Source organism: Streptomyces sp. NPDC051218 (genome assembly GCF_044455475.1).
Classification (GTDB): Bacteria; Actinomycetota; Actinomycetes; order Streptomycetales; family Streptomycetaceae; genus Streptomyces.
Genome location: NZ_JBITEU010000005.1, coordinates 280,646 through 306,008 on the forward strand (window position 1 = coordinate 280,646; position 25,363 = coordinate 306,008).

Consider the following 25,363-nt stretch of genomic DNA (forward strand, 5'->3'; position numbering starts at 1 on the left):
GACATGAACCTTCCCGGGGTGACGGCGCACCCCGGCGCCCAGCGCCCACCCCCGCACCACACCCGCGTACGACCGTCCCCCTTCCGGAGGAACTCCGTGCACAGGAAACGCCTCAGACTCCGCAAGTCCCTCGCGCTCCTCACCGGCACCCTGCTGGCCGGCGCCACCCTCAGCCTCACCGCCCCCACCGCGAACGCCGCCGACCCGGAGGCCGTCCGCGCCGCCCAGGAGCAGGCCGCCAAGGAAGCGGCGGCTCCGGTGGCCGAAGACTTCCAGCAGGTGACGCTCGCCAAGGGGGAACCCGAGACGGGCGAGCCCATGACACTCGCCGTCCTGCCCGACCGCTCGGTCCTGCACACCTCCCGTGACGGAACGCTCCGCCTCACGGACGCCGCGGGCAACACGAAGATCGCGGGCAAGATACCGGTCTACTCGCACGACGAAGAGGGCCTCCAAGGCGTGGGCCTCGACCCGAAGTTCAGCGAGAACCGCGCGATCTACCTCTACTACGCGCCCCCGCTCGACACCCCCGCGGGCGACGCCCCGGAGACCGGCACTGCCGAGGACTTCAAGAAGTTCGACGGCGTCAACCGCCTCTCCCGCTTCGTCCTGAAGACCGACGGCACCCTGGACAACGCCAGCGAGAAGAAGGTCCTCGACGTCCCCGCGAGCCGCGGCATCTGCTGCCACGTCGGCGGCGACATCGACTTCGACAAGGACGGCAACCTCTACCTCTCGACGGGCGACGACTCCAACCCCTTCGCCTCCGACGGCTTCTCGCCGCTCGACGAGCGCGCGGACCGCAACCCCGCCTTCGACGCCCGCCGCAGCGCCGGCAACAGCAACGACCTGCGCGGCAAGATCCTGCGCATCAAGGTCGCCGACGACGGCACGTACACCGTCCCGGACGGCAACCTCTTCGCGCCGGGCACCGAGAAGACCCGCCCCGAGATCTACGCGATGGGCTTCCGCAACCCCTTCCGCATGAGCGTCGACAAGCCCACCGGCACGGTCTACGTCGGTGACTACGGCCCCGACGCCGGAGCGGCCGACCCCAAGCGCGGCCCCGCGGGCCAGGTCGAGTTCGCCCGCGTGACCAAGCCGGGCAACTTCGGCTGGCCGTACTGCACCGGCAAGAACGACGCGTACATCGACTACGACTTCGCCACGCAGACCTCCGGCGCCGCCTTCGACTGCGCGGCGCCGAAGAACGATTCCGTGCACAACACCGGCATCACCGACCTGCCGGCCGCGCAGGAAGCCTGGATCCCGTACGACGGTGACTCCGTCCCCGAGTTCGGCTCCGGCTCGGAGTCCCCGATGGCGGGCCCCGTCTACCGCTATGACGCGGCGAACACCTCCCCGGTGAAGTTCCCGGAGGCGTACGACGGCGACTTCTTCGCCGGCGAGTTCGGGCGGCGCTGGATCAAGCGCATCGAGCAGGGCGCGGACGGCGCGGTCTCGAAGATCAACCCGTTCCCGTGGACCGGCACGCAGATCATGGACATGGAGTTCGGCCCCGACGGCGCGCTGTACGTCCTCGACTACGGCACCGCGTGGTTCGGCGGCGACGAGAACTCCGGCCTCTTCCGCATCGAGAACGCCACCGAAGGCCACTCCCCGGTCGTCGAGGCGAGCGCCTCCGTGACCAGCGGCCAGGCACCCCTCAAGACCAAGTTCACCGCGAAGGCCACCGACGCCGACGGCGGCACGCTGACCTACGCGTGGGACTTCGGTGACGGCGGCAAGTCGACCCAGCAGAACCCCTCGTACACGTACAAGAAGAACGGCGTCTACACCGCGACCGTGACCGTCAAGGACTCCACCGGACGCACCGGCTCGGCCAGCGCACACGTCACCGTCGGCAACACCGCGCCCAAGGTGACCCTGGAACTCCCGGGCGACGGCCAGCTGTTCACCTTCGGCGACAAGATCCCCTTCAAGGTCAAGGTGACCGACAAGGAAGACGGGCCGATCGACTGCACGAAGGTCAAGGTCACCCACATCCTCGGCCATGACAGCCACGGCCACCCGGTGACGTCGGCCAACGGCTGCGAAGGCACCCTCCAGACGTCGGCGGACGGCGAGCACGACCCGAACGCCAACATCTTCGGGGTCTTCGACGCCGAGTACACCGACAAGGGCGCCAACGGCCAGCCCGCGCTGACCACCCACGACCAGAACGTCGTCCAGCCCAAGCACCGCCAGGGCGAGCACTACAACGACTCCAAGGGCGTCTCCGTGGTGAACCACACTTCGGCGCACGGCGGAAAGGCAGTCGGTGAGATCAACAACGGCGACTGGATCGCCTTCAAGCCCTACATCCTCGGCAACGCCACCAAGCTGACCGCGCGCGTCGCGTCGGCCGGCGAGGGCGGCACGCTGGAGGTCCGCAGCGGATCGGCCAAGGGCACCCTGCTCGGCAAGGCCAAGGTCGCGCCGACCGGTGGCTGGGAGACGTACAAGGACGTGAGCGCCACCCTCAGCAAGGCACCGAAGAAGACGACAACGCTCTTCCTGGTCTTCAAGGGCAAGGGCACCGGAGCCCTGTACGAGGTCGACGACTTCACGTTCACCACGAGCTGAGGAAGGGGCCACGCCACCATGCGGGCATCCGCACGCATCACCATCGCCACCGCTACGGCCGCCTTGCTCATCGGCTGCGTATCGGGTCCGGCGGTCTCCAGTCCGGACGGCAAGCACGAGGGGGCCGCGGGGAAGGCCGTCGGCGAGAAGGTCCTGGTCTTCTCCAAGACCGCGGGCTTCCGCCACGACTCGATCCCTGACGGCATCGCCGCCATCAAGGAACTCGGCGCGGCGAACGGCTTCACCGTCGACGCCACCGAGGACGCCAAGGCCTTCACGGCCAAGAACCTCGCCAAGTACGACGCCGTGATCTGGCTCTCCACGACCGGTGACGTCCTCGACGGCAAGCAGCAGGCGGCGTTCGAGGGCTACATCAAGAAGGGCGGCGGGTACGTGGGCGTGCACGCCGCCGCCGATACCGAGTACGACTGGCCCTTCTACGGCGGACTCGCGGGCGCCTACTTCCAGTCGCACCCCGCGATCCAGCCCGCGAAAGTGCAGGTCGAGGACCACGGGCACCCGTCCACGGCGCATCTGCCGGGGATCTGGGACCGGACCGACGAGTGGTACAACTACCGCTCCAACCCCCGGGACCGCGCCCACGTCCTCGCCTCGCTCGACGAGTCGTCCTACTCGGGCGGCTCCATGTCGGGCGACCACCCCATCGCCTGGTGCCAGGATTACCAGGGAGGCCGCTCCTTCTACACGGGCAGCGGCCACACCAAGGAGTCGTTCGCCGACCCCGCGTACCGCACGCATCTGCTCGGCGGAATCCGCTGGGCGACGGGCGCCGCGCAGGCCGACTGCCGTCCGGAGAAGGGCTACACGCCGATTTTCGACGGTACGGCCACGTCACTGGAGGCCTGGAAGCAGGCGGGCCCCGGCTCGTTCGAGCTGGACGAGGGCGACGGGACCCTGACCACCGTCGGCGGCATGGGCATGCTCTGGCACGACGGGGCGAAGGAGCTCGGCTCCTACTCCCTCAAGCTGGACTGGCGCATGGACGGCGACGACAACTCCGGGATCTTCGTGGGCTTCCCGGCCTCCGACGACCCCTGGTCGGCCGTGGACAACGGCTACGAGATCCAGATCGATGCCACCGACGTCCCGGAGAAGACCACGGGCTCCGTCTACGGCTTCAAGTCCGCCGACCTGAAGAAGCGCGACAAGGCGCTGAATCCGGTGGGGGAGTGGAACACCTACGAGCTCCGGGTCGAGGGCGAACGCCTTCGGATCTATCTCAACGGAGTGAAGATCAACGACTTCACCAACACGGATCCGGCGAGGAGCCTGAAGGACGGTCACATCGGCATCCAGAACCACGGTGCCGATGACCAGGTCTCCTTCCGCGACATCCGGGTGAAGGACCTGCCGGCCCGCACCGCGTCGGGCGTGGGCCGCTAGACGACGGCGGGCGGAGGACGCCGGACCTCCGCCCGCCGTCTCATCCCCGTCCGCCGTCCTGTCCCATCCGCCGTCACTTTCCCTGTCCGCCGTCTCTTTCCCTGTTTCTTCCCTGCGCGTTCGCCGCGTGTACGACAGGAGGCAGCCATGTCCAACTCTTCCTCTACCGGTTCCTCTGGTTCACCCGGCTCATCGGGCGGCGGTCCTACCGGGGTGTGGCTGATCGGGGCGCGCGGTTCGGTCGCCACGACGGCTGTCGCGGGGTGCGCTGCCGTGACGGCCGGTCTGCACCCGCCGACCGGCATGGTCACGGAGACCTCGGCGTTCGCGGACTGCGGTCTGCCAACGTTGTCGTCGCTGGTCTTCGGCGGACACGATGTGATGGAGTGCCCGCTGCCCAAGCGGGCGGAACAGCTGGCCGCCGGGGGCGTGCTCCCGCACGGCGTCCCCTCGGCGGTGGGCGCGGAACTGGCCGCGGCGGACGCGGAGATCCGCATGGGCGGGCCGCGCAGCGGGGACTCGGACACCAGGACGGATGAGGAGCTGATCGACTCCTTCGCCGCCGACCTCCGCGATTTCGTACGCCGCCGGGGGCTCGCCCGTGCGGTGGTGGTGAACGTGGCGTCGACGGAACCGGTGCCGGTGGAGGGCGAGGACCGGCTGCCCGCCAGCTCCCTCTACGCCGCGGCGGCGCTGCGGGCGGGCTGCCCGTACGTGAACTTCACCCCGTCGGCGGGCCTGCACCACCCTGCGCTCGCTTCTGCGGCCGCCTCGTCCGGGCTTCCCTACGCGGGCCGGGACGGCAAGACGGGCCAGACGCTCCTGCGCTCGGTCCTCGGCCCGATGTTCGCCCAGCGTGCGCTGGCCGTCCGGGCTTGGTCCGGCACCAACCTCCTGGGCGGCGGTGACGGCGCCGCCCTCGCGGACCCGGCCGCCGCGGCGGCGAAGAACGCGGGCAAGGAACGGGTCCTGGCCGACACGCTGGGCTCCGCCCCGGAGGGCGAGGTCCACATCGACGACGTCCCGTCGCTCGGCGACTGGAAGACCGCGTGGGACCACATCGCGTTCGACGGCTTCCTCGGCGCGCGGATGGTCCTCCAGACGACCTGGCAGGGCTGCGACTCGGCCCTGGCCGCACCGCTGATCCTGGACCTGGCCCGCCTGACGGCCCGCGCCCACGAGGCGGGGCTGACCGGCCCGCTGGGCGAGCTGGGCTTCTACTTCAAGGACCCGGACAACGGCTCCTCATCGGCCCTGGCCGAACAGTACGAGGCCCTCATGGGCTTCGCTGCAAGGCTTCGGGGGGTGGGTGCGTGAGTGACTCCGGGGCGGAAGCTGAGGGGGTTGGTGCGGGTGCGGGTGCGGGTGCGGGTGCGGGCGTAGGTGTGGGTGTGGGGGGCGGGGCTTCTCGTGATGGGCGGGGGGCTGGTGTTGGGGGTGAGGTTCCTCGCGATGGGCAGGGGCAGGGGCAGGGGCGGCAGGGGGCGGGTGCGAGTCGTGAGGCTTCTCGCAGTGGCCTGCGTCTGGGCACCGGCCGTGACTGGGCCGAACTGCTGCGCGTCTCCGCCCTGTTCACCGTCCCCGGGGACGCCCTCGCAGGCGCGGCTGCGGCAGGGCTGAGCCCCAACCGCCGCACGCTCCTCGCCGTTGCCGCTTCGCTCTCCCTCTACGAGGCGGGCATGGCCCTCAACGACTGGGCGGACCGGGCGGAGGACGCGATCGAACGCCCGCACCGCCCGCTGCCGTCCGGCCGCATCTCCCCGTCGGCCGCACTGGGCGCGGCAGCGGCTCTGACGGCAGGGGGCCTGGCCCTGGCCGCCGGCGCGGGGCGCCCCGCCCTGGCGGTGGCGAGCGGCTTGGCGGCCACGGTATGGGCCTACGACCTGGGCCTGAAGCACACTCCCGCAGGCCCGTCAGCCATGGCCACGGCCCGCGCCCTGGACTTGCTCCTGGGGGCGGCGGCTACTTCGGCGGGGGTTGATGCGGCCGGGGCTACGTCGGCGGGGGTGACGTCTACTGGGCCGCGGGGCTCGGGCGCGGGCGATGGTCTGGGTTCGGGTTCGGGCTCGGGCGATGGTCTGGGTTCGGGTTCTGGGTTTGGCTCGGGGCATGCTGTGGGCTCGGGTTCTGGATCCGGGCCGGGCCTTGCACTTGGCCCCGGTCGTGGTTTCGGCTCGGGTCACGCTCGGGGCTCCGGTCGTGGGCCCGGCACGGTCCTTGCTCGCGGTTCGAGTCCGGGACACGTGCTCGGCTTCGTTCGGGGTGTCGGCCCACGCCTCGCTCTCGGTTCCGGTCGCGGTCTCACGTCCAGTCACGCCCCCCGGCTTCTCGCTGCCGTGCCCGCCGCCCTGGTCCTGGGCGCCCATACCCTCGCGGTGACCGCGGTCTCGCGACGTGAGGCGCAGGGCGGTTCGACGGCGGTCCCACTGGGCGCACTCGCCGCGACAGTCGCGCTCGCGCAACTGCTGGCCCGAGGTGGTGGCGCTGCCGGAGGTCCTGGCGGCATCGATGGCACCGGCGGTACCGGTGGCACCGGCGGTACCCGAAGCCCTGGCAGCACCGGCGCGGGCGCCGGCGCCGGCGCCTCTCAACTCCCGGCAGGCCGCGGCGAAGCAGCAACCCGCGGCCTGCCGGGCTTCACCACGGGCGAGCTGACGAGTGACCGCCTGGTGGGCCGCCGGGCGGGAAGCCGGACGGCGGGGCGGGGCGGGCGCTACGGCGGCCTGCTGGGCTCCGCTGCGGCCAGCTCCGGCAGCGTCGCTTGGCGGGCCGGAGCTCGCGGTGCCGTTCAAGCCGCGCTCGCCGTCACCTACGCGGCTACCGCCGCCCGCCCCCTCTTCCATGCCGCGCTCAACCCCTCGCCCCAGCTCACCCAACGGGCGGTCGGCGGCGGCATCCGGGCCATGATCCCGCTCCAGGCCGCCCTCTCCGCCCGGGCAGGGTCCATCGCGCCCGCCATCCTGACCGCCGCTCTGGCCCCGGCGGCCCGCAAGTTCGGCCGGAAGGTGAGCGTCACATGACGGAGACGACGGACCGAATGAACCGGACGCATCAGATGGACCGCACGGACCGCACGGACCGCACGGACCGCACGGACCGCACGGACCGGGCGAGCACCCCGCAGCCGCAGGCGGGACCGGCAGTTTCGTCCCCCCTCCGCTTCGGATACGGCACCAACGGCCTGACCGACCTCCGGCTGGACGACGCCCTGGGCCTCCTCGCCGACCTCGGCTACTCCGGCGTCGGACTCACCCTCGACCACATGCACCTCGACCCCCTCGCCCCCGACCTCGCCGCCCGCACCCGCCACGTGGCCCGCGGCCTGGAACGGCTCGGTCTGACGGCGACGATCGAGACCGGCGCCCGCTACGTACTCGACCCGCGCCGCAAACACGGCCCCTCCCTCCTGGACCCCGACCCGGACGCCCGCGCGGCCCGCGTCCGCCTGCTGATCCGTGCCGTGCAGGTCGCCGCCGACCTAGGCGCCCACGCCGTGCACTGCTTCAGCGGCATCACCCCTGAAGGCACCCCCGAGGAAACCGCCTGGCAGCGGCTGGCCGAAGCACTCGGTCCCGTACTGGACGCCGCGCTCGGTGCCGGCGTTCCCCTGGCCATCGAACCCGAACCCGGCCACCTCCTCTCCACACTCGCCGACTTCCACCGGCTCCGTCACGAACTGGACGACCCTCCGCTCCTCGGCCTCACCCTCGACATCGGCCACTGCCAATGCCTCGAACCGCAGTCCCCCGCCGACTGCGTACGCGCCGCCGCCCCCTGGCTACGGCACGTCCAGATCGAGGACATGCGCCGCGGCGTCCACGAGCACCTCCCGTTCGGGGACGGAGAGATCGACTTCCCGCCCGTCCTCGAAGCCCTGGCCTCCACCGGCTACCAAGGCCTCACCGTCGTCGAACTGCCCCGCCACTCCCACGCGGGCCCCCAACTCGCCTCCCTCTCCATCGAGTTCCTCAACAAGGCAGCGACCGAAGCCCTCCGTCAAGGTCAGACCCCCATCCCCGCCGGAGGAGGAACACCGTGACCGAAGCCCCCGTCATCGACGACCTCCGCACCCGCCTCGAAGCCACCCTCGGCGGAGCCGCCCGCGCCTGGCTGGACCAGGCCACCGCGGAGGCCACCGCCCACCGCGGGCGACCGGAGCAGAACGACACCCCCACCTGGGAGTTGCGCTTCGCCGAAGCCGGCCGACGCTGCGGCCAGGACCACGCCGACGCCGCCCGCGTGCTGCTCCTGCACGCCGCCGACGCGGCCCCCGCCACTCTCACCCGCGTCTACGAACAAGGCACCGCGGCCGAACGCCGCGCCGTCCTGCACGCCCTGCCCCACCTGGTCCACGGCCCTGAGGCACTGCCCCTGGTCGAGGACGCCCTGCGCACCAACGACACCCGGATCGTCGCCGCCGCCGTCGGTCCGTACGCCGCCCGGCACCTCGCCCCGCACGACTGGCGCCACGCGGTGCTCAAGTGCCTGTTCACCGGCGTCCCCGTGGAAGCCGTCGCCGACCTGGACCGCCGCGCCCGCGCCGACGCCGAGCTCGCCCGGATGCTCGGCGACTACGCCGCCGAACGCACCGCCGCCGGCCGCCCCGTCCCCAGCGATCTGCACCGCGTCCTGGCCCTGACCAACGCCCCTACAGCCCCCGCGACCCCTTCCACCGGCGAGGAGCAGGAGTCCTGATGCGCATCTTCGACCCCCACATCCACATGACGTCCCGAACCACCGACGACTACCAGGCCATGTACGCCTCGGGCGTCCGTGCCGTCGTCGAGCCCGCGTTCTGGCTCGGCCAGCCCCGCACCTCACCCGCCTCCTTCTTCGACTATTTCGACTCCCTTCTCGGCTGGGAGCCCTTCCGCGCGGCCCAGTACGGAATCGCCCACCACTGCACCATCGCCCTCAACCCCAAAGAGGCGAACGACCCCCGCTGCACGCCGGTCCTGGACGCCCTGCCCCGGTATCTCGTCAAGGACAACGTCGTCGCCGTCGGTGAGATCGGCTATGACTCCATGACCCCTGCCGAGGACGCCGCGCTCACCGCCCAGCTCCAGCTCGCCGCGGATCACGAACTGCCCGCGCTCGTCCACACCCCGCACCGCGACAAGCTCGCCGGTCTGCGCCGCACCATCGATGTCATCCGGGAATCCGCGCTGCCCCTGGACCGGGTCCTCATCGACCATCTCAACGAGACCACGGTCAAGGAGGCCAAGGACAGCGGCTGCTGGCTCGGGTTCTCCGTCTATCCCGAGACCAAGATGGACGAAAACCGGATGGTGGCCATCCTGCGCGACCACGGACCCGAGAAGGTCCTGGTCAACTCTGCCGCCGACTGGGGCAAGAGCGACCCGCTCAAGACCCGCAAGGTCGCCGACACCATGCTCGAGTCCGGGTTCAGCGAGGACGACGTCGACCTGGTGCTGTGGCGCAACCCGGTCGCCTTCTACGGACTCAGCGGCCGCCTCGCGCTCGACGTCACGGACACCGAAGGCACCCACGAGGGCAACTCCATCCTCCGCGGCGGGGAGTGAGCCATGCGCTTCCGGCACCCCGACGGCAGCGTCGTCCACCTCGCGTACTGCACCAACGTTCACCCCGCCGAGACCCTCGACGGCGTCCTGGCGCAACTGCGCGACCACTGCGAACCCGTGCGCAAACGGCTCGGCAGGGACCGCCTCGGCATCGGTCTGTGGCTCGCCAAGGACGCCGCGCACGCCCTGGTCACCGACCCGGCCGCCCTGCGAGGGCTGCGTTGCGAACTCGACCGGCGCGGCCTCGAAGTCGTCACGCTCAACGGCTTCCCGTATGAAGGGTTCGGCGCCGAGGAGGTCAAGTACCGCGTCTACAAGCCGGACTGGACCGACCCCGAGCGGCTCTCCCACACGACTGACCTGGCCCGCCTCCTTGCCGCCCTCCTCCCGGACGACGTCACCGAAGGCACCATCTCCACCCTTCCTCTCGCCTGGCGCACCCCCTTCGACACCCACGACGCCGAGGCCGCTCGCGCCGCCCTCACCGTGCTTGCCCAACGCCTCGATGCACTGGCGGAGTTGACCGGAAAGTCGATCCGCATCGGCCTCGAACCGGAACCGGGCTGCACCGTGGAGACCACGGGCGACGCGATCGCCCCCCTCACCGCGATCGGCCACGACCGCATCGGTGTCTGTGTCGACACCTGCCACCTCGCCACCTCCTTCGAGGACCCCCAGACCGCGCTCGACGCGCTCGCCACCGCGGGCATCCCTGTCGTCAAATCCCAGCTCTCCGCCGCCCTGCACGCCGAACACCCCCATCTCCCCGAAGTCCGCGAGGCCCTCGCCGCCTTCGACGAACCCCGATTCCTGCACCAGACCCGCACCCGCACCGCGGCCGGACTACGAGGCACCGACGACCTCGGTGAATCCCTCGCCGGCGGCGCCCTGCCCGAGACGTCAGCCTGGCGCGCCCACTTCCACGTCCCCCTGCACGCCGCTCCCGCGCCGCCCCTCACCTCCACTCTCCCCGTACTCAAGGACGCCCTCGCCCACCTGGTCGGCGGGCCCGAACCCCGCACCCGTCACCTCGAGGTCGAGACCTACACGTGGCAGGCGCTGCCGCCCGAACTGCGACCGCGCTCCCGCCCCCAGCTCGCCGACGGCATTGCCGCCGAACTCACCCTTGCCCGCGATCTCCTGACGGACCTCGGCCTGAAGGAACTCCCATGAGCCCCACACCCCTCCTCGTCCTGGACGTCGTCGGCCTCACCCCCCGTCTCCTCGACCACATGCCGCACCTCAAGTCCCTCGGCCAGTCCGGCTCCCGGGCGCCGCTGGGCACCGTCCTGCCCGCGGTCACCTGCGCCGCCCAGTCCACCTTCCTCACCGGCACCACCCCCGCCGAGCACGGCATCGTCGGCAACGGCTGGTACTTCCGCGAGCTCGGCGACGTACTCCTGTGGCGGCAGCACAACGGCCTGGTGGCCGGAGACAAACTGTGGGACGCCGCCCGTCGCGCGCACCCCGGCTACACCGTCGCCAATATCTGCTGGTGGTACGCCATGGGCGCCGACACCGACATCACCATCACCCCCCGTCCCGTCTACTACGCCGACGGCCGTAAGGAACCCGACTGCTACACCCGGCCCCCGGCCCTGCACGACGAACTCACCGAGAAATTCGGCACGTTCCCCCTCTTCCACTTCTGGGGCCCTGGCGCCGACATCGTCTCCAGCCGCTGGATCGTGAACGCCACACGCCACATCATCAGCACCCGCCACCCCGACCTGGCGCTCTGCTACCTCCCTCACCTCGACTACGACCTGCAGCGCTTCGGCCCCGACGACCCGCGCTCCTTCCAGGCCGCAGCCGAACTCGACGCGACCATCGCGCCCCTCCTCGACGACGCGAAGGCGGAGGGCCGCACCGTCGTCGCCCTGTCCGAGTACGGCATCACCCGCGTGGACCGCCCCGTCGACATCAACCGTGCCCTGCGCCGTGCCGGCCTGCTCGAAGTGCACACCCAGGACGGCATGGAGTATCTCGACCCGATGGCTTCGCGCGCCTTCGCCGTGGCGGACCACCAGATCGCCCACATCTACGTGCGCAGGCCCGAGGACCTGGAGGTCACCCGCCAGGCACTCGCCGACCTTCCCGGAATCGAGCAGCTCCTCGACGACGAGGGAAAGAAGACCCACCACCTGGACCACCCGCGCTCCGGCGAACTCGTCGCCGTCGCGGAGCCGGACGCGTGGTTCACGTACTACTACTGGCTCGACGACGACCGCGCGCCCGACTTCGCGCAGCTGGTCGAGATCCACCGCAAACCCGGCTACGACCCTGTCGAGCTCTTCATGGACCCCGAGGACCCGTACGTCCGCGTCAAGGCCGCGTCCGCCCTGGCCCGCAAGAAGCTCGGCATGCGCTATCGCATGGCAGTCGTGCCCCTGGACCCGTCACCTATTCGCGGCAGCCACGGACGCCTCCCCACGAGCGACGACCCCGATTCCGGACCGCTCATCCTGTGCTCCACCCCCCGCGCTGTCGGTGACCGCGTCGCGGCCACCGATGTGAAATCGCTGTTGCTCCAACTCGCGGGCCTGCACTGAGCCCTGGTAGGCCACGCACAGGCGAGTTGGAATCGCTGGAATCTGCTTGATCTCCACTGAACCAGACGGCTCGGGCCGTGCCATCAGGGTCGGCCCCTGATCCACCCCTGATCCGTTGCTCGAACCCATCCCTGATCCATCCCTGACTCGATCCCGGGAGACCCGCATGACCCGCAACCACACCCCGGCCGACCCCGAGCTGGCCCAGAGGCTCAGCAGACGCGGAGTTCTCGGCGTCGCGGCAGGCGCCACCGCCGCGGCCCTGATCGGCACCGCCGCCACCGCGACGACCGCCACCGCCGCCCCCGCCACCGACGCAGCGGGGAAGGGCCGCGGCCGAGCCGTCCTGCCTCCGGGCCGACTCGGCATCCAGCTCTACAGCCTGCGCGACAAGGTCTCCACCCTCGGATTCGCTCCGGTCTTCGCCGAGTTGGAGAAGTACGGCTACGACGAGATCGAGTTCGCCGGATACACCCAGGGCTCGGCGGGCGACATCACCCTCGCCCAGCTCAAGAGGCTGGCCCACGACCACGGGCTGAACCCGATCGGCAGCCACGTCGGCTACTACGACGACAACAACCCGAACGCCTACACCTTCGCGCAGAACCTCACGAAGGTCCTCGACGACGCCGAGGCGCTCGGGCTCAAGCACATCGGAACCGCGTCGGGCCCCTTCCGCTATGGATCGACCGTCGACGGCTGGAAGCGCGCCGCCGAGGACTTCAACACGTACGGAGAAGCCGCCCGCAAGCGCGGCATGAAGTTCTACCAGCACAACCACGCCGAAGAGTTCTCCTTCGCCACCGACAAGCCGAAGGTCCGCCTCTACGACGTGCTGCTCGCGGAGACGGACCCCGACTTCGTCTTTCTGGAGATGGACATCTACTGGGCGTTCTCGGCACAGTTCCGCTTCGGCAAGCGGGCGGACGGCACGCCGGCGCCGTTCGAGCCGATCAGCTACGTCCTCAAGCAGCCGCACCGTTATCCGCTGTTCCATGTCAAGGACGGCATACGTGACGAGACCACCCGCGACGGCTTCCGCATGTCGGACGTCGGGGATGGCGACATCGACTACAAGAAGTTCCTGTCCAAGGTGACCGCGCGGACCCACAACGGCCGCCGCTACCACCACTGGCAGACGGAGCACGACAACCCGGTCGAGTCCTTCGCCTTCGCCCGCAAGTCCAGTGCGCACCTGCACTCGCTCCGCGAGCGCTGCGGGGACTGACCCGGGCCTCGGCGCCACTGAGCGCGGAACACAACAGCGGCCGCCCCGTGCACCTGAGTGCACGGGGCGGCCGCTGGTCTTACGGCACGTGACGGGGCTCGTGCGATCAGGCCATCTCCTCACCGAGGGGTTGCGGATTGGGTTTGATGCCTTTGTCCTTCGGCCTTCCGGGCTGGGACAGGAAGAGCGCGATGAATCCCGCGAACAGGGAGATCGATCCTGCCAGTGTGAAGGCCCCGGTGTGGCCCCAGTTGCTCACCACGACCGCGCCCATTCCGGAGCCGAGGAGACCGGACACCAGCTTGGAGCTGTAGACCAGGCCGTAGTTGGAGGCGTTGTTGTTCTCGCCGAAATAGTCCGCCGTCATCGCCGCGAACATCGGGAAGATGGCGCCGCCTCCGAAACCGGAGATACTGGAGAAGACCAGGAACAGCGGAAGGTTCTCTATGTCCGCGGCCCACAGAATTCCGTACTGTGAAAGGCCGAGCACGATACAGACGAAGATCAGGCAGCGTTTGCGTCCGTAGAGGTCCGAGAGCCAGCCGATGACACCTCGGCCCGTGCCGTTGACGATGGCCTTCAAGGACATGGCCGTGGCGACGATTCCACCGGCGAATCCGGCTTCCTTTCCGATGTCCACCTGGAAGGCGATGCCGAAGATGTTCACGCCGGATGTGCACAGCAGACAGAACCACATCAGCGCGACCCGGCCGGTCTGCCACGCCTCCTTGGGCGTGTACTGCCGCACGGCGGGCGGGTTCATCGCCAGCGCGCGCCTGGCCCGCGGGTCGTCCGGGGGCCGCAGCGGGTCCACGTCGGCCGGCCACCAGTTCTTCGGCGGGTCACGGAAGAAATATCCGGCCACGGCGACCATCGCCGCCAGGAAGAGACCGACGCTCACCAGCACCCAGCGGAAGTTCGTCAGGTCCATGTAGCCGGTGAAGATGAACACGAACGGCACCGAGCCGTAGGCGAATCCGCCGTTGACGAATCCGGTCTTTCCTCCCTTCCGTTCGGGATACCACTTGCCGACCATGTTCACGCACGTCGCGTACACCATGCCGGCGCCCATACCGCTGAACATGCCGAAGCCGATATAGGCGACGATGACATGCGGCGCGAACGCCAGTGACAGATACCCGAGCAGCGTTCCGACAGCGCCGCACATCATCGCCCAGCGTGCCGGAAGCCTGCCGCTCTCGCGCAGCTTGCCCGCCGGGAAGGCCACCGCTGCCTGGAAGAAGACCCAGACTCCCAGCATCCAGAAGATGTGCGTGTCGCCCCAGGAATGCGCGGTGTGCAGGGTGTCCTCGGCCGACGCGAACGCGTACTCGGCCGAGCTGATGCCCATCATGCCGATCCACGGCAGGATGACCATCCACTTGCGTTTGCGGCCCATGATGTCGATGTCGGTCTCGCCGACCCGGTACATCCGGCCGTTGGTGTCCGTCACCTCCCTGTACGGGACGGCTGTGTGTATGTCGGTTGTCGTCATGTTGGTTCAGCACCCCTTGCGTCGAAAAGATCCTGGCCAGCGCCCCCTGTCCAATTCCTTTCGTGTGCGCACGGGTCCCGGGGCCGGCCGGCGCGCACCGCCGACCGGCCCCCACACCGGTCACCTCATGGGCCGCCCCCCAACAGACCGGCCGCTCGGGCCCACCGGTACTTCGCGCCGAGCGCGGCCACCGGCTTCTCCGTCGTGTACGGGTACGCCACGACGCCTCGCTCGAAGAGGTACTGGCAGGCCTCCTCCACCTCGACATCGCCCGCCAGGGATGCCACGACGGGCTTCTCGATGCCGCGCTCCCGGAACTCCGCGATCACCCGGGCCGTTAGTTCGGCGAAGACCATGGGAGGGGTGACGATGGTGTGCCAGTAGCCCAGGACGAGTGCGTGAATGCGGGGATCCTCGAGGCCGAGCCTGATCGTCGCCTCGTACGTCGACGGGGGCTCGCCCCCGGTGATGTCGACGGGGTTCCCCGCCGCCCCGAAGGGCGGGATGAACGCCCGGAAGGACGCGTCCAGGTCGTCGGGGATCTCCATCAGCCGCAACCCGTTGTCGGTCACCGCGTCGGAGAGCAGCACCCCGGACCCGCCCGCCCCCGTGATGATCACGATGTTGTCGCCCTGTGGTGTGGGAAGCACTGGCAACGCGCGCGCGTACTCCAGCATCTCGTTGAGGCCGGGGGCCCTGATGACGCCCGCCTGCTTGAGGATGTCGTCGTACACGGCGTCATCGCCCGCCAGGGCACCCGTGTGCGATCCCGCGGCCTTCGCTCCGGCAGCCGTGCGCCCGGCCTTCAGGACCACGACCGGCTTCTTCGGGACGGTCGCCCGCGCGGCCTCCACAAAGGCACGGCCGTCCTTGAGATCCTCCAAGTGCATGGCGATGCACTGGGTGTTGGGGTCCTCGCCGAACCACGTGAGGAGATCGTCCTCGTCGAGGTCGGACTTGTTGCCGAGCCCGACGATCGCCGAGACGCCCGTCTTCGTGGTGCGTGCGAAGCCGAGGATGGCCATCCCGATGCCGCCGGACTGACTCGTCAGAGCGACCCCGCCCTTGACGTCGTACGGCGTGCAGAACGTCGCGCACAGGTCCTGCCAGGTCGAGTAGTAGCCGTAGATGTTCGGGCCGAGCAGCCGCACGCTGTGCCGCTCGCCGATGGCCACGATCTCGTCCTGGAGGGCCTGTTCACCGGTCTCGGCGAATCCGGAGGGGATCAGGACCGCGTTGGGAATGCCCTTGCGACCCACCTCCTCCAAGGCCGAAGCCACGAACTTGGCGGGGATCGCGAAGACCGCCACATCCACCTCACCGGGAACGTCCGTGACACTCTTGTACGCCTTGCGGCCCAAGATGTCATCGGCCTTCGGGTTCACCGGATGGATCTCGCCGGAGAAGCCGCCGTCGATGAGGTTGCGCATCACCGAATTGCCGATCTTGCCCTGCTCGTTGGAGGCGCCGATCACTGCGACGGAGCGGGGCTCCATCAGCCGCCTCATGGACGTGAGTATCTCCTCGCGCGTGTACGTAGGGCGCGGTTTCGTGACCCCTTCGGAGAGGATGACGCGGATGTCCGCGGCGATCGCGCCCTCCGGGGTGGCGATCACCGGGTTGAGGTCCACCTCCGCGATCTCCGGGAAATCGGTGACCAGTTGGGAGACCCGGCGTATCTGCTCGGCGACGGCCCAGCGGTCCACAGCCGGCGCGCCCCGCACCCCGCGGAGGATCTCTGCGGCGCGGATCGAGTCGAGCATGGAGGCGGCCTCGTCCGCGTCGACCGGCGCGAGACGGAACGTGACGTCCTTGAGGACCTCGACGAGTACACCGCCGAGCCCGAAGGCGACGACCTTCCCGAACGTCGGGTCGGTCACCGCCCCGACGATCACTTCCTGGCCGGAGGGCAGCAGCTCCTGCACCTGCACGCCCTCGATCCGTGCCTCCGGCGCGTACGCACGCGCGTTGTCGACGATCTCGCAGAAGGCGGCCCGTACGTCGGTGGCACCTTCCACGCCGACCATGACGCCGCCCGCGTCGGTCTTGTGCAGGATGTCGGGGGAGACGATCTTCATGACGACGGGCCCTTCGAAGCGTGCCGCGTACGCGACCGCCTCGTCCACGTCCGTCGCCAGCTCCTCGCCCGGTACGGCGATCCCGTACGCGTCAGCGAGCACCTTGCCCTCCGGCGCCGTCAGCGAGGTGCGTCCCTCGGCGCGCACGGCGTCCAGGAGCGCCCGCACCGTCAGTGCGCGGTCTTCGGCCATCAATCAGATCACTCCGTTCGACTTGAGCAGGCGCAGTTCCTCGTCGCCGAGGCCCAGCTCACCGACGAAGACCTCCGCGTTGTGCTCGCCGAGGAGCGGCGAACTGACCACGTCGACGGGGGAGTCCGACAGCTTCAAGGGGGAGCCGACCGTGGTGAAGGAGCCGCGCTGCGGATGCGCGACCTCGACGACCATCTCGTTCGCGGCCAGCGAGGCGTCCTCGATGATCTCCTTGGTGGAGAGGATCGGGCCGCACGGGATGTTGTGGGCGTTGAGCCGCTCGAGGACGTCCCACTTGGGGAGCGTCGCGGACCACTCCTCGATCAGCTGGAACATCTTGCCGAGTTTGGGCAGCCGGGCCTCCGGGGTGGCCCACTCGGGATCCTCGGCGAGCTCGGGGCGTCCGATGAGCTCGGTGAGCGGCTGCCAGCCCACGGGCTGCACGATGACGTACACGTAGTCGTTCGGCCCGCCGGGCGCGCACTTGACCGCCCAGCCGGGCTGTCCGCCGCCGGAGGCGTTGCCCGAGCGCGGCACCTCGTCCCCGAAGTCCTCGTTCGGGTACTCGGCGAGCGGTCCTTGTGCAAGGCGCTGCTGGTCGCGCAGCTTGACCCGGCACAAGTTGAGCACCGCGTGCTGCATGGCGACGTTCACGCGCTGCCCGCGACCGGTGTTCTCCCTCTGGAAGAGGGCGGCGAGAATGCCGGCGACGGCGTGGATGCCGGTCCCGGAGTCGCCGATCTGGGCGCCGGTCGCGAGCGGCGGGCCGTCCTCGAAGCCCGTGGTCGACATGGAGCCGCCCATGGCCTGTGCCACCACTTCGTAGGCCTTGAAGTTGGTGTAGGGGCCGTCTCCGAAGCCCTTGATCGAGGCGTAGACGATCCGGGGGTTGATCTCCTGGATGCGTTCCCAGGTGAAGCCCATCCGGTCCACGGCGCCGGGCCCGAAGTTCTCGACCATCACATCGGAGCGCCGGATCAGCTCGGTCAGGAGCTCCTTGCCTCGCTCCGTCTTGGTGTTGAGGGTGATGCTCCGCTTGTTGCAGTTGAGCATCGTGAAGTAGAGCGAGTCGACGTCCGGGACATCACGCAGCTGCTTGCGCGTGATGTCCCCCGAAGGGGCCTCGAGCTTCACCACGTCCGCACCGAGCCAGGCGAGCAGCTGGGTGGCGGACGGCCCGGACTGGACGTGTGTCATGTCGAGGACGCGTACGCCCTCAAGAGCCTTGGTCGTCATCGCACGGGCTCCTCACTTGTACATGGTCTGGTTCATGGTTCCGGGGGCGTACGCGTCCGGATCGACCCATACGTTGATCAGCGAGGGCTTGCCCGACTCGCGCGCCCGCCGCAGCGCGGGGCCGATGTCGGCGGGGTCGCGGACCTCTTCGCCGTAACCGCCCAGCATCTGGGCGAACTTGTCGTAGTGGACGTCTCCGAGGGTGTTGCCGATCCGCTCGCGCTCCTCGCCGTACTTGGCCTTCTGGCCGTAACGGATCTGGTTCATCGAGGAGTTGTTGCCGACGATCCCGACGAAGGGCAGGTTGTAGCGGACGAGCGTCTCGAAGTCCCACCCGGTCAGGGAGAAGGCGCCGTCTCCGAAGAGGGCCACCACCTCCTTGTCGGGCCGCGCCTGCTTGGCGGCAAGCACGAAGGGGACGCCGACGCCGAGCGTGCCGAGCGGTCCCGGGTCCATCCAGTGCCCCGGCGACTTGGGCTGCACGACCTGTCCGGAGAAGGTGACGATGTCGCCGCCGTCGCCGATGTAGATCGAGTCTTCGGTAAGGAAGTCGTTGATCTCGCTGACGAGGCGGTAGGGGTGGATGGGCGAGGCGTCGGACTTCAGGTTCGGCAGCCGCTTCTCGATCGCCGTCTGCTCGGCGGCACGCAGCTCGTCGAGCCACTCCTTGCGCTTGGAAGCACCTCCGTTGAGCCGCCCGGACGCCGCCTCGGTGACCGACTTCAGGATCAGCCCGGCGTCACCGACGATGCCCAGGTCGATGTCCCTGTTCTTGCCGACGGTGCGGTAGTCGAGGTCGATCTGCACGACCGTCGCGTCCGGGGAGAGCCGCTTCCCGTAGCCCATACGGAAGTCGAAGGGCGTCCCCACGATGACGATGAGATCGGCGTTGGAGAAGGCGTACCGCCGCGAGAGCTGGAAGTGGTGGGGGTCCCCGGGCGGCAGGGTCCCGCGGCCCGCGCCGTTCATGTAGGCGGGCACGTTCAGGGCCCGCACGAGCTCGATGGCGGACGCGGTGCCCCGCGTCGTCCAGACCTGGCTGCCGAGCAGGATCGCGGGCTTCTCGGCGTGCACGAGCAGGTCGGCGAGCTTCTCGATGGCCTCGGGGTCGCCGGCCGAGCGGGTGGACGCGCGGTACTGCCCGGCCTGCGGCACCCGGGCCTTGTCCACCGGCACCTTGGCGTCCAGCACATCGCGCGGGATCTCCAGGAAGGACGGTCCTGGAGCGCCGTGATAGCACTCGCGGAACGCCATCGACACCATGTCAGCGGCGCGTGCCGTGTCCGGCACGGTCGCGGCGAACTTGGTGATGGGCGTCATCATGTCGACGTGCGGAAGATCCTGCAGTGACCCCATCTTGTGCTGGGTGTGCGCTCCCTGGCCGCCGATCAGCAGCATGGGGGACTCGGCGCGGAAGGCGTTCGCTACGCCAGTGACGGCGTCCGTGGTTCCCGGCCCAGCCGTCACCACCGCGCATCCCGGCTTACCGGTGAGGCGCGCGTAGCCGTCGGCCGCGTGGGCGGCGACCTGCTCGTGGCGTACGTCGACGACATCGATCCCCTCGTCGACGCAGCCGTCGTAGATGTCGATGATGTGGCCGCCGCACAAGGTGTAGATGACCTCCACACCCTCTGCTTTGAGTGCCTTGGCGACCAAGTGCCCACCGGAGATGTGGGTTTGGTTCGTGTCGCTGCTGCCGTCGGGCATGGCGAAGTCCTGTCCCTTCGTAGGGGAGTTGGAGCGCTCAGATGCTGCTCGCACACTGCTCGGAGGTGCTCTCGCGGTAGATTGCATACAGTCGACGAATACTGTATGAAGCTTGTTATCCCGCATCCGGTCAGTGGTGTCCAGGGGGCGTGCGGCACTTTTCGGAGGCGGGGGGTTCGCTCCCCGGAACGACACGGCGTCAGGAGCCGGAATGGACCTGTTCGAGCACCAGGCAAGGGAACTCTTCGAGGAATACGGCATCTTGGTGCCGCATGCGGTGGTCGCCGACACGGCGAAGGAGGCACGCGCGGGCGCCGAACGCCTCGGCGGCCGAGTCGTCGTCAAGGCCCAGGTGAAGACCGGCGGACGCGGCAAGGCCGGCGGCGTCAAGGTCGCCGCGAACCCGGCCGCCGCCGAGATCACGGCACGGCAGATCCTCGGCATGGACATCAAGGGCCACACCGTGCGCAAGGTGATGGTGGCCCAACCCGTGGAGATCGAGAGTGAGTTCTACGTCTCGTACGTGCTGGACCGCGCGGCGGGGCGCTTCCTCGCGATCGCGTCCGCCGAAGGCGGCATGGACATCGAGGAGGTGGCGGCGAGCAGGCCGGAGGCCGTCGCGCGCGTCGAGATCGACCCGGCAGCGGGAGTGTGTGAGGCGAAGGCGGCCGAGATCGCCGCGGCGGCGGGGCTCCCCGAGGCCACCGCCGACGTACTGGTCAGGCTGTGGCAGGTGCTGACCCGCGAGGACGCGCTCCTCGTCGAGGTGAACCCCCTCGTCCGCACCGCACAGGGAGAGATCCTCGCCCTCGACGGCAAGGTCACCCTGGACGACAACGCCCGCTTCCGCCAGGCACGCTGGGGCGCGGACGACTCCGCCCACGACGACCCCCTGGAGGCGGCGGCCGCGTCCAAGGGCCTCAACTACGTCAAGCTCGACGGCGAGGTCGGCATCATCGGCAATGGCGCGGGCCTCGTCATGTCCACCCTCGACGTGGTCGCGGGCTGCGGAGCACGCCCCGCGAACTTCCTCGACATCGGCGGTGGCGCCTCCGCCCAGATCATGGCCGACGGCCTCTCCGTCATCCTCTCCGACCCCGCAGTCAAGTCCGTCTTCGTCAATGTCTTCGGCGGGATCACCGCATGCGACGCCGTCGCCGACGGCATCGTCCAGGCGCTGGAAGCAGTCCAGTTGACCAAGCCACTCGTCGTCCGCCTCGACGGCAACAACGCCGTACGGGGCCGCGCCATCCTCGACGCCCGCTCCCACCCCCTCGTCCAGCAGATCACCACCATGGACGGCGCCGCACGACGCGCCGCCGAACTCGCCGGTCACACCAACGCAGCCTAAGGAGCCGGGACATGGCGATCTACCTCACCAAGGAGAGCAAGGTCCTCGTCCAGGGCATGACCGGCGCCGAGGGCATGAAGCACACCCGTCGCATGCTCGCAGCGGGCACGGACGTCGTCGGAGGCGTCAACCCCCGCAAGGCCGGCCGGACCGTCGACTTCGACGACCGCGCCGTCCCCGTCTTCGGCACCGTCCGCGACGGCATCGAGGCCACGGGCGCCGACGTCACCGTGGTCTTCGTGCCCCCGGCCTTCTGCAAGGCGGCGGTCACCGAGGCCGCCGACGCCGGAATCGGCCTCGCGGTGGTCATCACGGAGGGCATCCCTGTGCACGACTCGGTCGCCTTCCACGCGTACGCCAAACAGCGCGGCACGCGCGTCGTCGGCCCCAACTGCCCGGGGCTCATCACCCCCGGCCAGGCCAACGCGGGCATCATCCTCGCCGACATCACCAAACCCGGACGCGTCGGCCTGGTCTCGAAATCGGGCACGCTCACCTACCAACTCATGTACGAACTGCGCGACATCGGCTTCTCCACCTGTGTCGGCATCGGCGGCGACCCCGTCGTCGGCACCACGCACATCGACTGCCTCGCCGCCTTCGAGGACGACCCCGACACCGAACTGATCGTGCTCATCGGTGAGATCGGCGGAGACGCGGAGGAACGCGCTGCCGCCTACATCGAGCAGTCCGTCAGCAAACCCGTCGTCGCCTACATCGCCGGCTTCACCGCCCCTGAGGGCAAGACCATGGGTCACGCGGGAGCCATCGTCTCGGGCTCGTCCGGCACCGCGCGCGCGAAGCAGGAGGCACTGGAGGCGGCCGGGGTACGCGTCGGCGCCACACCTACGGAAACGGCCCGCCTCGTTCTCGACCAACTCGGGGCATGAGGAATCCCGCCTCGTTCTCAGCCCGTACGAGCCATGCACCTCCCGCCCCGATCTGTGCACCGTGAGCGGAGACATACGAATGGCACCCACCCTCCCCAAACCTCGTGTCCTCAAGGCCGGTACAGCCTGGAGCGAAGCCTGGCGCCGCTGCCTCGCCGTCGCGCCGGAGGCCTTCCGCGACGACCGCGTCCTCAATCTCTGGAACGGCACCTGGCAGGCGGACGGCCGGGCCCTGCCCGCCACATCGCCCGTCGACGGCAGCCCCATCGCGGGCCCGCCACGCCTCGACTCCGCCGCCGCCCAGCAGGCCGTACGCGCCTCACTCGACCAGCACCGGGCCTGGCGTCACGTCCCGTTGGACGAACGGCGTGCCCGCGTCGCCGCCACCCTCGACGCTCTCACCGAGCACCGTGAACTGCTCGCCCTCCTCCTCGTCTGGGAGATCGGCAAGCCCTGGCGCCTCGCCCAGGCCGATGTCGACCGGGCCATCGACGGCGTGCGCTGGTACGTCGACGGCATCGAACCGATGGTCGACGGGCGGAGCCCGCTTGACGGTCCCGTATCCAACATCGCGAGCTGGAACTACCCGATGAGCGTGCTCGTTCACGCAGTGTTGGTACAGGCACTCGCGGGCAACGCGGTCATCGCCAAGACCCCGACCGATGGCGGCGTCGCCTGCCTCACCCTGGCCTGCGCGCTGGCCGCCCGCGAAGGGATCCCCGTCACCCTCGTCAGCGGCAGCGGCGGGGAACTGTCCGAAGCGCTGGTCCGCGCACCGGAAATCGGGTGCGTCTCCTTCGTCGGCGGACGTGACACGGGCGCCGCCGTCGCCACCGCCGTCGCCGACCTCGGCAAGCGGCACATCCTCGAACAGGAAGGACTGAACACCTGGGGCATCTGGAACTACAGCGACTGGGAAGCGCTCAGCGCCGTCATCCCCAAGCTCTTCGACTACGGGAAGCAGCGCTGCACCGCGTATCCGCGGTTCGTCGTCCAACGGGGCCTCTTCGACGAGTTCCTCGCCGCCTATCTCCCGGCCGTGCGCACCGTCCGCATCGGTCACCCCCTGGCGGTCGAACATGCCGAGGACCCCTTCCCGAAGCTGGACTTCGGCCCGCTGATCAACGCGGCGAAGGCGAAAGAGCTGGGCGACCAGGTGGCGGAAGCGATCGATCGCGGTGCTGTGCCGTTGTACCGCGGCGCTCCCGCGGCGGACCGCTTCCTGCCGGGCCAGGACACCGACGCGTACGTCCACCCCGTCACGCTCCTCAACCCGCCGCCGTCCTCGCCGCTGCACCACGCGGAGCCGTTCGGTCCGGTCGACACCATCGTCCTCGTCGACACGGAGGCGGAGCTGCTCGCCGCCATGAACGCGTCGAACGGGGCGCTGGTCGCCACGCTGTCGACCGACGACGCCGCGACGTACGAACGTCTCGCGCCGCAGATCCGCGCGTTCAAGACCGGCCGCGGCAAGCCGCGTTCGCGTGGGGACCGGGACGAGCTGTTCGGCGGGTTCGGGGCGTCATGGCGCGGGGCGTTCGTCGGTGGCGAGCTGCTGGTGCGCGCGGTCACCCACGGCCCGGCGCTGGAACGGCCGCCGGGGAACTTTCCGAGTTACCACTTGATGGCGTGAACCGGGGTCCGATGGCGTGAGCCCGGGGCCGGCAGGGGATCGGTTGCCTAGCCGATGCCCTGCCGGTCGGGCTGCAGTGCGAACGCGCGGTCCGCCGCTTCCGGGACCGTGCGTTCCACGGCCTGCGCGAGCAGCTCGCGGTGGCGCAGGAGCGGCTTCCTGCGGTCCTCGGGAACGAGCCGCAGCAGGTCGTCGAGGCCTGCCAGCATGCGCCGGGTGACCTGCGGGTTGCCGACCGCGCACCCCCGGATCTCGGCGAACCCGAGATCCACGAGCGCGGTCCAGTCCGGCACGGGCTGCACCATCCGCACGGCCCCGCGCCGGTCACGGTGGCGCAGGGCGCCCAGCGGATAGTGGGCCACCGAGGCCAGGAACAGGATGATGCGGTCAAGGGCCTGCACGGCGGTGGTCGGGTCGTTCACCGCGGGGGAGAGGGCCCGCAGCGCGATGTCGGCGAGCTGACGAAGACCGAACCCGAGGTCCTGGTGGAAGGTGCGCTCCACGCCCACGTACACCGTGTACCGCAGTGCACGCCGGGGCGGCGCCGTTCCGCCGTGGACGGTGAACACCGGGGTCCCCGGCACCACGAAGTCCCCGATGCGTGGCAGCAGCCGCAGCACCACACCGTGGCGGCCGGCCGCTCTCACGACGCGGGCGATGTGCACGTCCCGCAGCACACCGGCCCGCCCCTGGTGAGTGATGCGGGCGGTCGCGGGGCCGAGGTGCTCGTCGTCCAGGGCGCCTTCGGTCGGGTACTTCACCGCCACCCGCAGCGCCTCCCGGGCGATCCGGTCGATGACGAAGCTGATCCGCATCATGCGGAGCGTGCCGTTCACGTACGCCACGAAGAGCAGCAGGCTCAGGAACACCATGGCCATGGCCAGGAGGGACTCGATCAGCGGCACGTTCGTCAGGAGCCGCGGATCCTGCTCGCTGTCGAAGGACGTCAGCGTCATCAGCGAGAAGAGGAACGTCGCCAGGAACACGGTGAGCGTGGTCTTGGTGATCCGTGACCTGATGTACAGCCGCACCACCCGCGGGCTGAACTGCCCGCTCGCCATCTGCACGGCCACCAGGGAGATGCTGAAGACGACACCGATGAAGGTCAGCATCGCCGAGCCGATGGTCTTGATCACCTCCTTGGCGTCGTCGGCGATCCCGATCATGTTCTCGAGAAGGTCGTACTCCCCGGCGTCCTGCGCCGACGTCACGATCTGGCTGTCCAGCTCCGATGCGACGAACCACAGCACCATGGCCCCCACCAGCCCGGCCGTCGGCGCGAACCACATGGTGTCCCGCAGATGCTCACGCAACGGGGACAGCAACCGAGGCCGCCGCACCTTCACGCCACCGAGCGCTCCCGTAATCAAGCCGTCACTCATGGTGAGACTGTAGACGCGCGGGTACGGGCCGCCGGGCAGCCGCCCGCCGACGGGCGGATACGCAGGTGAAAGGCACTCCGAAAGCT

Annotated in this window: 18 protein-coding genes and 1 pseudogene; 14 read left to right on the forward strand and 5 right to left on the reverse strand. The window is 69.7% G+C overall.

Annotation, left to right across the window (positions count from 1 at the left end; all coding sequences use genetic code 11):
- The first annotated feature begins 96 nt into the window (after nt 1-96).
- The 11 genes and pseudogenes from ACIBCK_RS17575 (at nt 97) to ACIBCK_RS17625 (ending at nt 13,313) form a co-directional block, all read left to right on the forward strand.
- On the forward strand, nt 97-2,586 hold the full coding sequence (locus tag ACIBCK_RS17575) for a PQQ-dependent sugar dehydrogenase (protein ID WP_399391118.1): 2,490 nt from the start codon (nt 97-99) through the stop codon (nt 2,584-2,586).
- Between the two features lie 18 nt (nt 2,587-2,604).
- A complete protein-coding gene (locus tag ACIBCK_RS17580; RefSeq protein WP_399391120.1) occupies nt 2,605-3,990 on the forward strand; it encodes a ThuA domain-containing protein in 1,386 nt (461 codons plus the stop codon).
- Between the two features lie 147 nt (nt 3,991-4,137).
- Complete coding sequence (locus ACIBCK_RS17585; protein ID WP_399391122.1) at nt 4,138-5,307, forward strand: inositol-3-phosphate synthase; 1,170 nt, start codon at nt 4,138-4,140, stop codon at nt 5,305-5,307.
- 200 nt (nt 5,308-5,507) lie between these two features.
- Nucleotides 5,508-5,978: pseudogene (locus ACIBCK_RS17590) on the forward strand (UbiA family prenyltransferase); the annotation flags it as partial.
- A gap of 348 nt (nt 5,979-6,326) precedes the next feature.
- A complete protein-coding gene (locus ACIBCK_RS17595; protein ID WP_399391547.1) occupies nt 6,327-7,010 on the forward strand; it encodes a hypothetical protein in 684 nt (227 codons plus the stop codon).
- On the forward strand, nt 7,007-8,029 hold the full coding sequence (locus ACIBCK_RS17600) for a sugar phosphate isomerase/epimerase family protein (RefSeq protein WP_399391124.1): 1,023 nt from the start codon (nt 7,007-7,009) through the stop codon (nt 8,027-8,029). Before ACIBCK_RS17595 ends, ACIBCK_RS17600 begins: the two co-directional genes overlap by 4 nt.
- A complete protein-coding gene (locus tag ACIBCK_RS17605) occupies nt 8,026-8,685 on the forward strand; it encodes an EboA domain-containing protein (protein ID WP_399391126.1) in 660 nt (219 codons plus the stop codon). The genes ACIBCK_RS17600 and ACIBCK_RS17605 overlap by 4 nt, the downstream gene beginning before the upstream one ends.
- Nucleotides 8,685-9,533: a TatD family hydrolase gene (locus tag ACIBCK_RS17610; protein WP_399391127.1), complete on the forward strand. Its 849-nt coding sequence runs from the start codon at nt 8,685-8,687 to the stop codon at nt 9,531-9,533. Before ACIBCK_RS17605 ends, ACIBCK_RS17610 begins: the two co-directional genes overlap by 1 nt.
- Before the next feature lie 3 nt (nt 9,534-9,536).
- Complete coding sequence (eboE, locus tag ACIBCK_RS17615) at nt 9,537-10,706, forward strand: metabolite traffic protein EboE (protein WP_399391129.1); 1,170 nt, start codon at nt 9,537-9,539, stop codon at nt 10,704-10,706.
- On the forward strand, nt 10,703-12,085 hold the full coding sequence (locus ACIBCK_RS17620; protein WP_399391131.1) for a nucleotide pyrophosphatase/phosphodiesterase family protein: 1,383 nt from the start codon (nt 10,703-10,705) through the stop codon (nt 12,083-12,085). The genes eboE and ACIBCK_RS17620 overlap by 4 nt, the downstream gene beginning before the upstream one ends.
- A gap of 166 nt (nt 12,086-12,251) precedes the next feature.
- Nucleotides 12,252-13,313, forward strand: a complete 1,062-nt coding sequence (locus ACIBCK_RS17625) for a sugar phosphate isomerase/epimerase family protein (RefSeq protein ID WP_399391133.1) — start codon at nt 12,252-12,254, stop codon at nt 13,311-13,313.
- A gap of 106 nt (nt 13,314-13,419) precedes the next feature.
- Here ACIBCK_RS17625 and ACIBCK_RS17630 read toward each other — a convergent pair whose 3' ends face one another.
- From ACIBCK_RS17630 to ACIBCK_RS17645, 4 genes are all read right to left on the reverse strand, one after another.
- Complete coding sequence (locus ACIBCK_RS17630; RefSeq protein WP_399391135.1) at nt 13,420-14,808, reverse strand: OFA family MFS transporter; 1,389 nt, start codon at nt 14,806-14,808, stop codon at nt 13,420-13,422.
- Nucleotides 14,809-14,933: 125 nt separating this feature from the next.
- Entirely contained in the window at nt 14,934-17,078 is a 2,145-nt protein-coding gene (locus ACIBCK_RS17635) for an acetate--CoA ligase family protein (RefSeq protein WP_399391137.1), read from the reverse strand.
- Nucleotides 17,079-17,081: 3 nt separating this feature from the next.
- Nucleotides 17,082-18,314, reverse strand: coding sequence for a formyl-CoA transferase (gene frc, locus ACIBCK_RS17640; protein ID WP_399391139.1), 1,233 nt, complete (start codon nt 18,312-18,314; stop codon nt 17,082-17,084).
- Between the two features lie 12 nt (nt 18,315-18,326).
- Nucleotides 18,327-20,021, reverse strand: a complete 1,695-nt coding sequence (locus ACIBCK_RS17645) for a thiamine pyrophosphate-binding protein (RefSeq protein WP_399391141.1) — start codon at nt 20,019-20,021, stop codon at nt 18,327-18,329.
- A 211-nt stretch (nt 20,022-20,232) separates the two neighbouring features.
- On the opposite strand from ACIBCK_RS17645, the gene sucC reads away from it, so the two are divergent.
- From sucC to ACIBCK_RS17660, 3 genes are all read left to right on the forward strand, one after another.
- Entirely contained in the window at nt 20,233-21,372 is a 1,140-nt protein-coding gene (gene sucC / locus ACIBCK_RS17650; RefSeq protein ID WP_399391143.1) for an ADP-forming succinate--CoA ligase subunit beta, read from the forward strand.
- 11 nt (nt 21,373-21,383) lie between these two features.
- The gene (gene sucD / locus ACIBCK_RS17655; RefSeq protein WP_399391145.1) at nt 21,384-22,262 is read left to right on the forward strand and encodes a succinate--CoA ligase subunit alpha; all 879 of its coding nucleotides are present in this window, start codon (nt 21,384-21,386) and stop codon (nt 22,260-22,262) included.
- 79 nt (nt 22,263-22,341) lie between these two features.
- Complete coding sequence (locus ACIBCK_RS17660) at nt 22,342-23,895, forward strand: aldehyde dehydrogenase family protein (RefSeq protein WP_399391147.1); 1,554 nt, start codon at nt 22,342-22,344, stop codon at nt 23,893-23,895.
- Between the two features lie 47 nt (nt 23,896-23,942).
- Here the strand turns inward: ACIBCK_RS17660 and ACIBCK_RS17665 are convergent, their stop codons facing one another.
- Nucleotides 23,943-25,277 carry a DUF2254 domain-containing protein gene (locus ACIBCK_RS17665; protein WP_399391149.1) on the reverse strand — a complete coding sequence of 445 codons (1,335 nt, stop codon included), beginning with the start codon at nt 25,275-25,277 and terminating at the stop codon, nt 23,943-23,945.
- Nucleotides 25,278-25,363 lie beyond the last annotated feature (86 nt).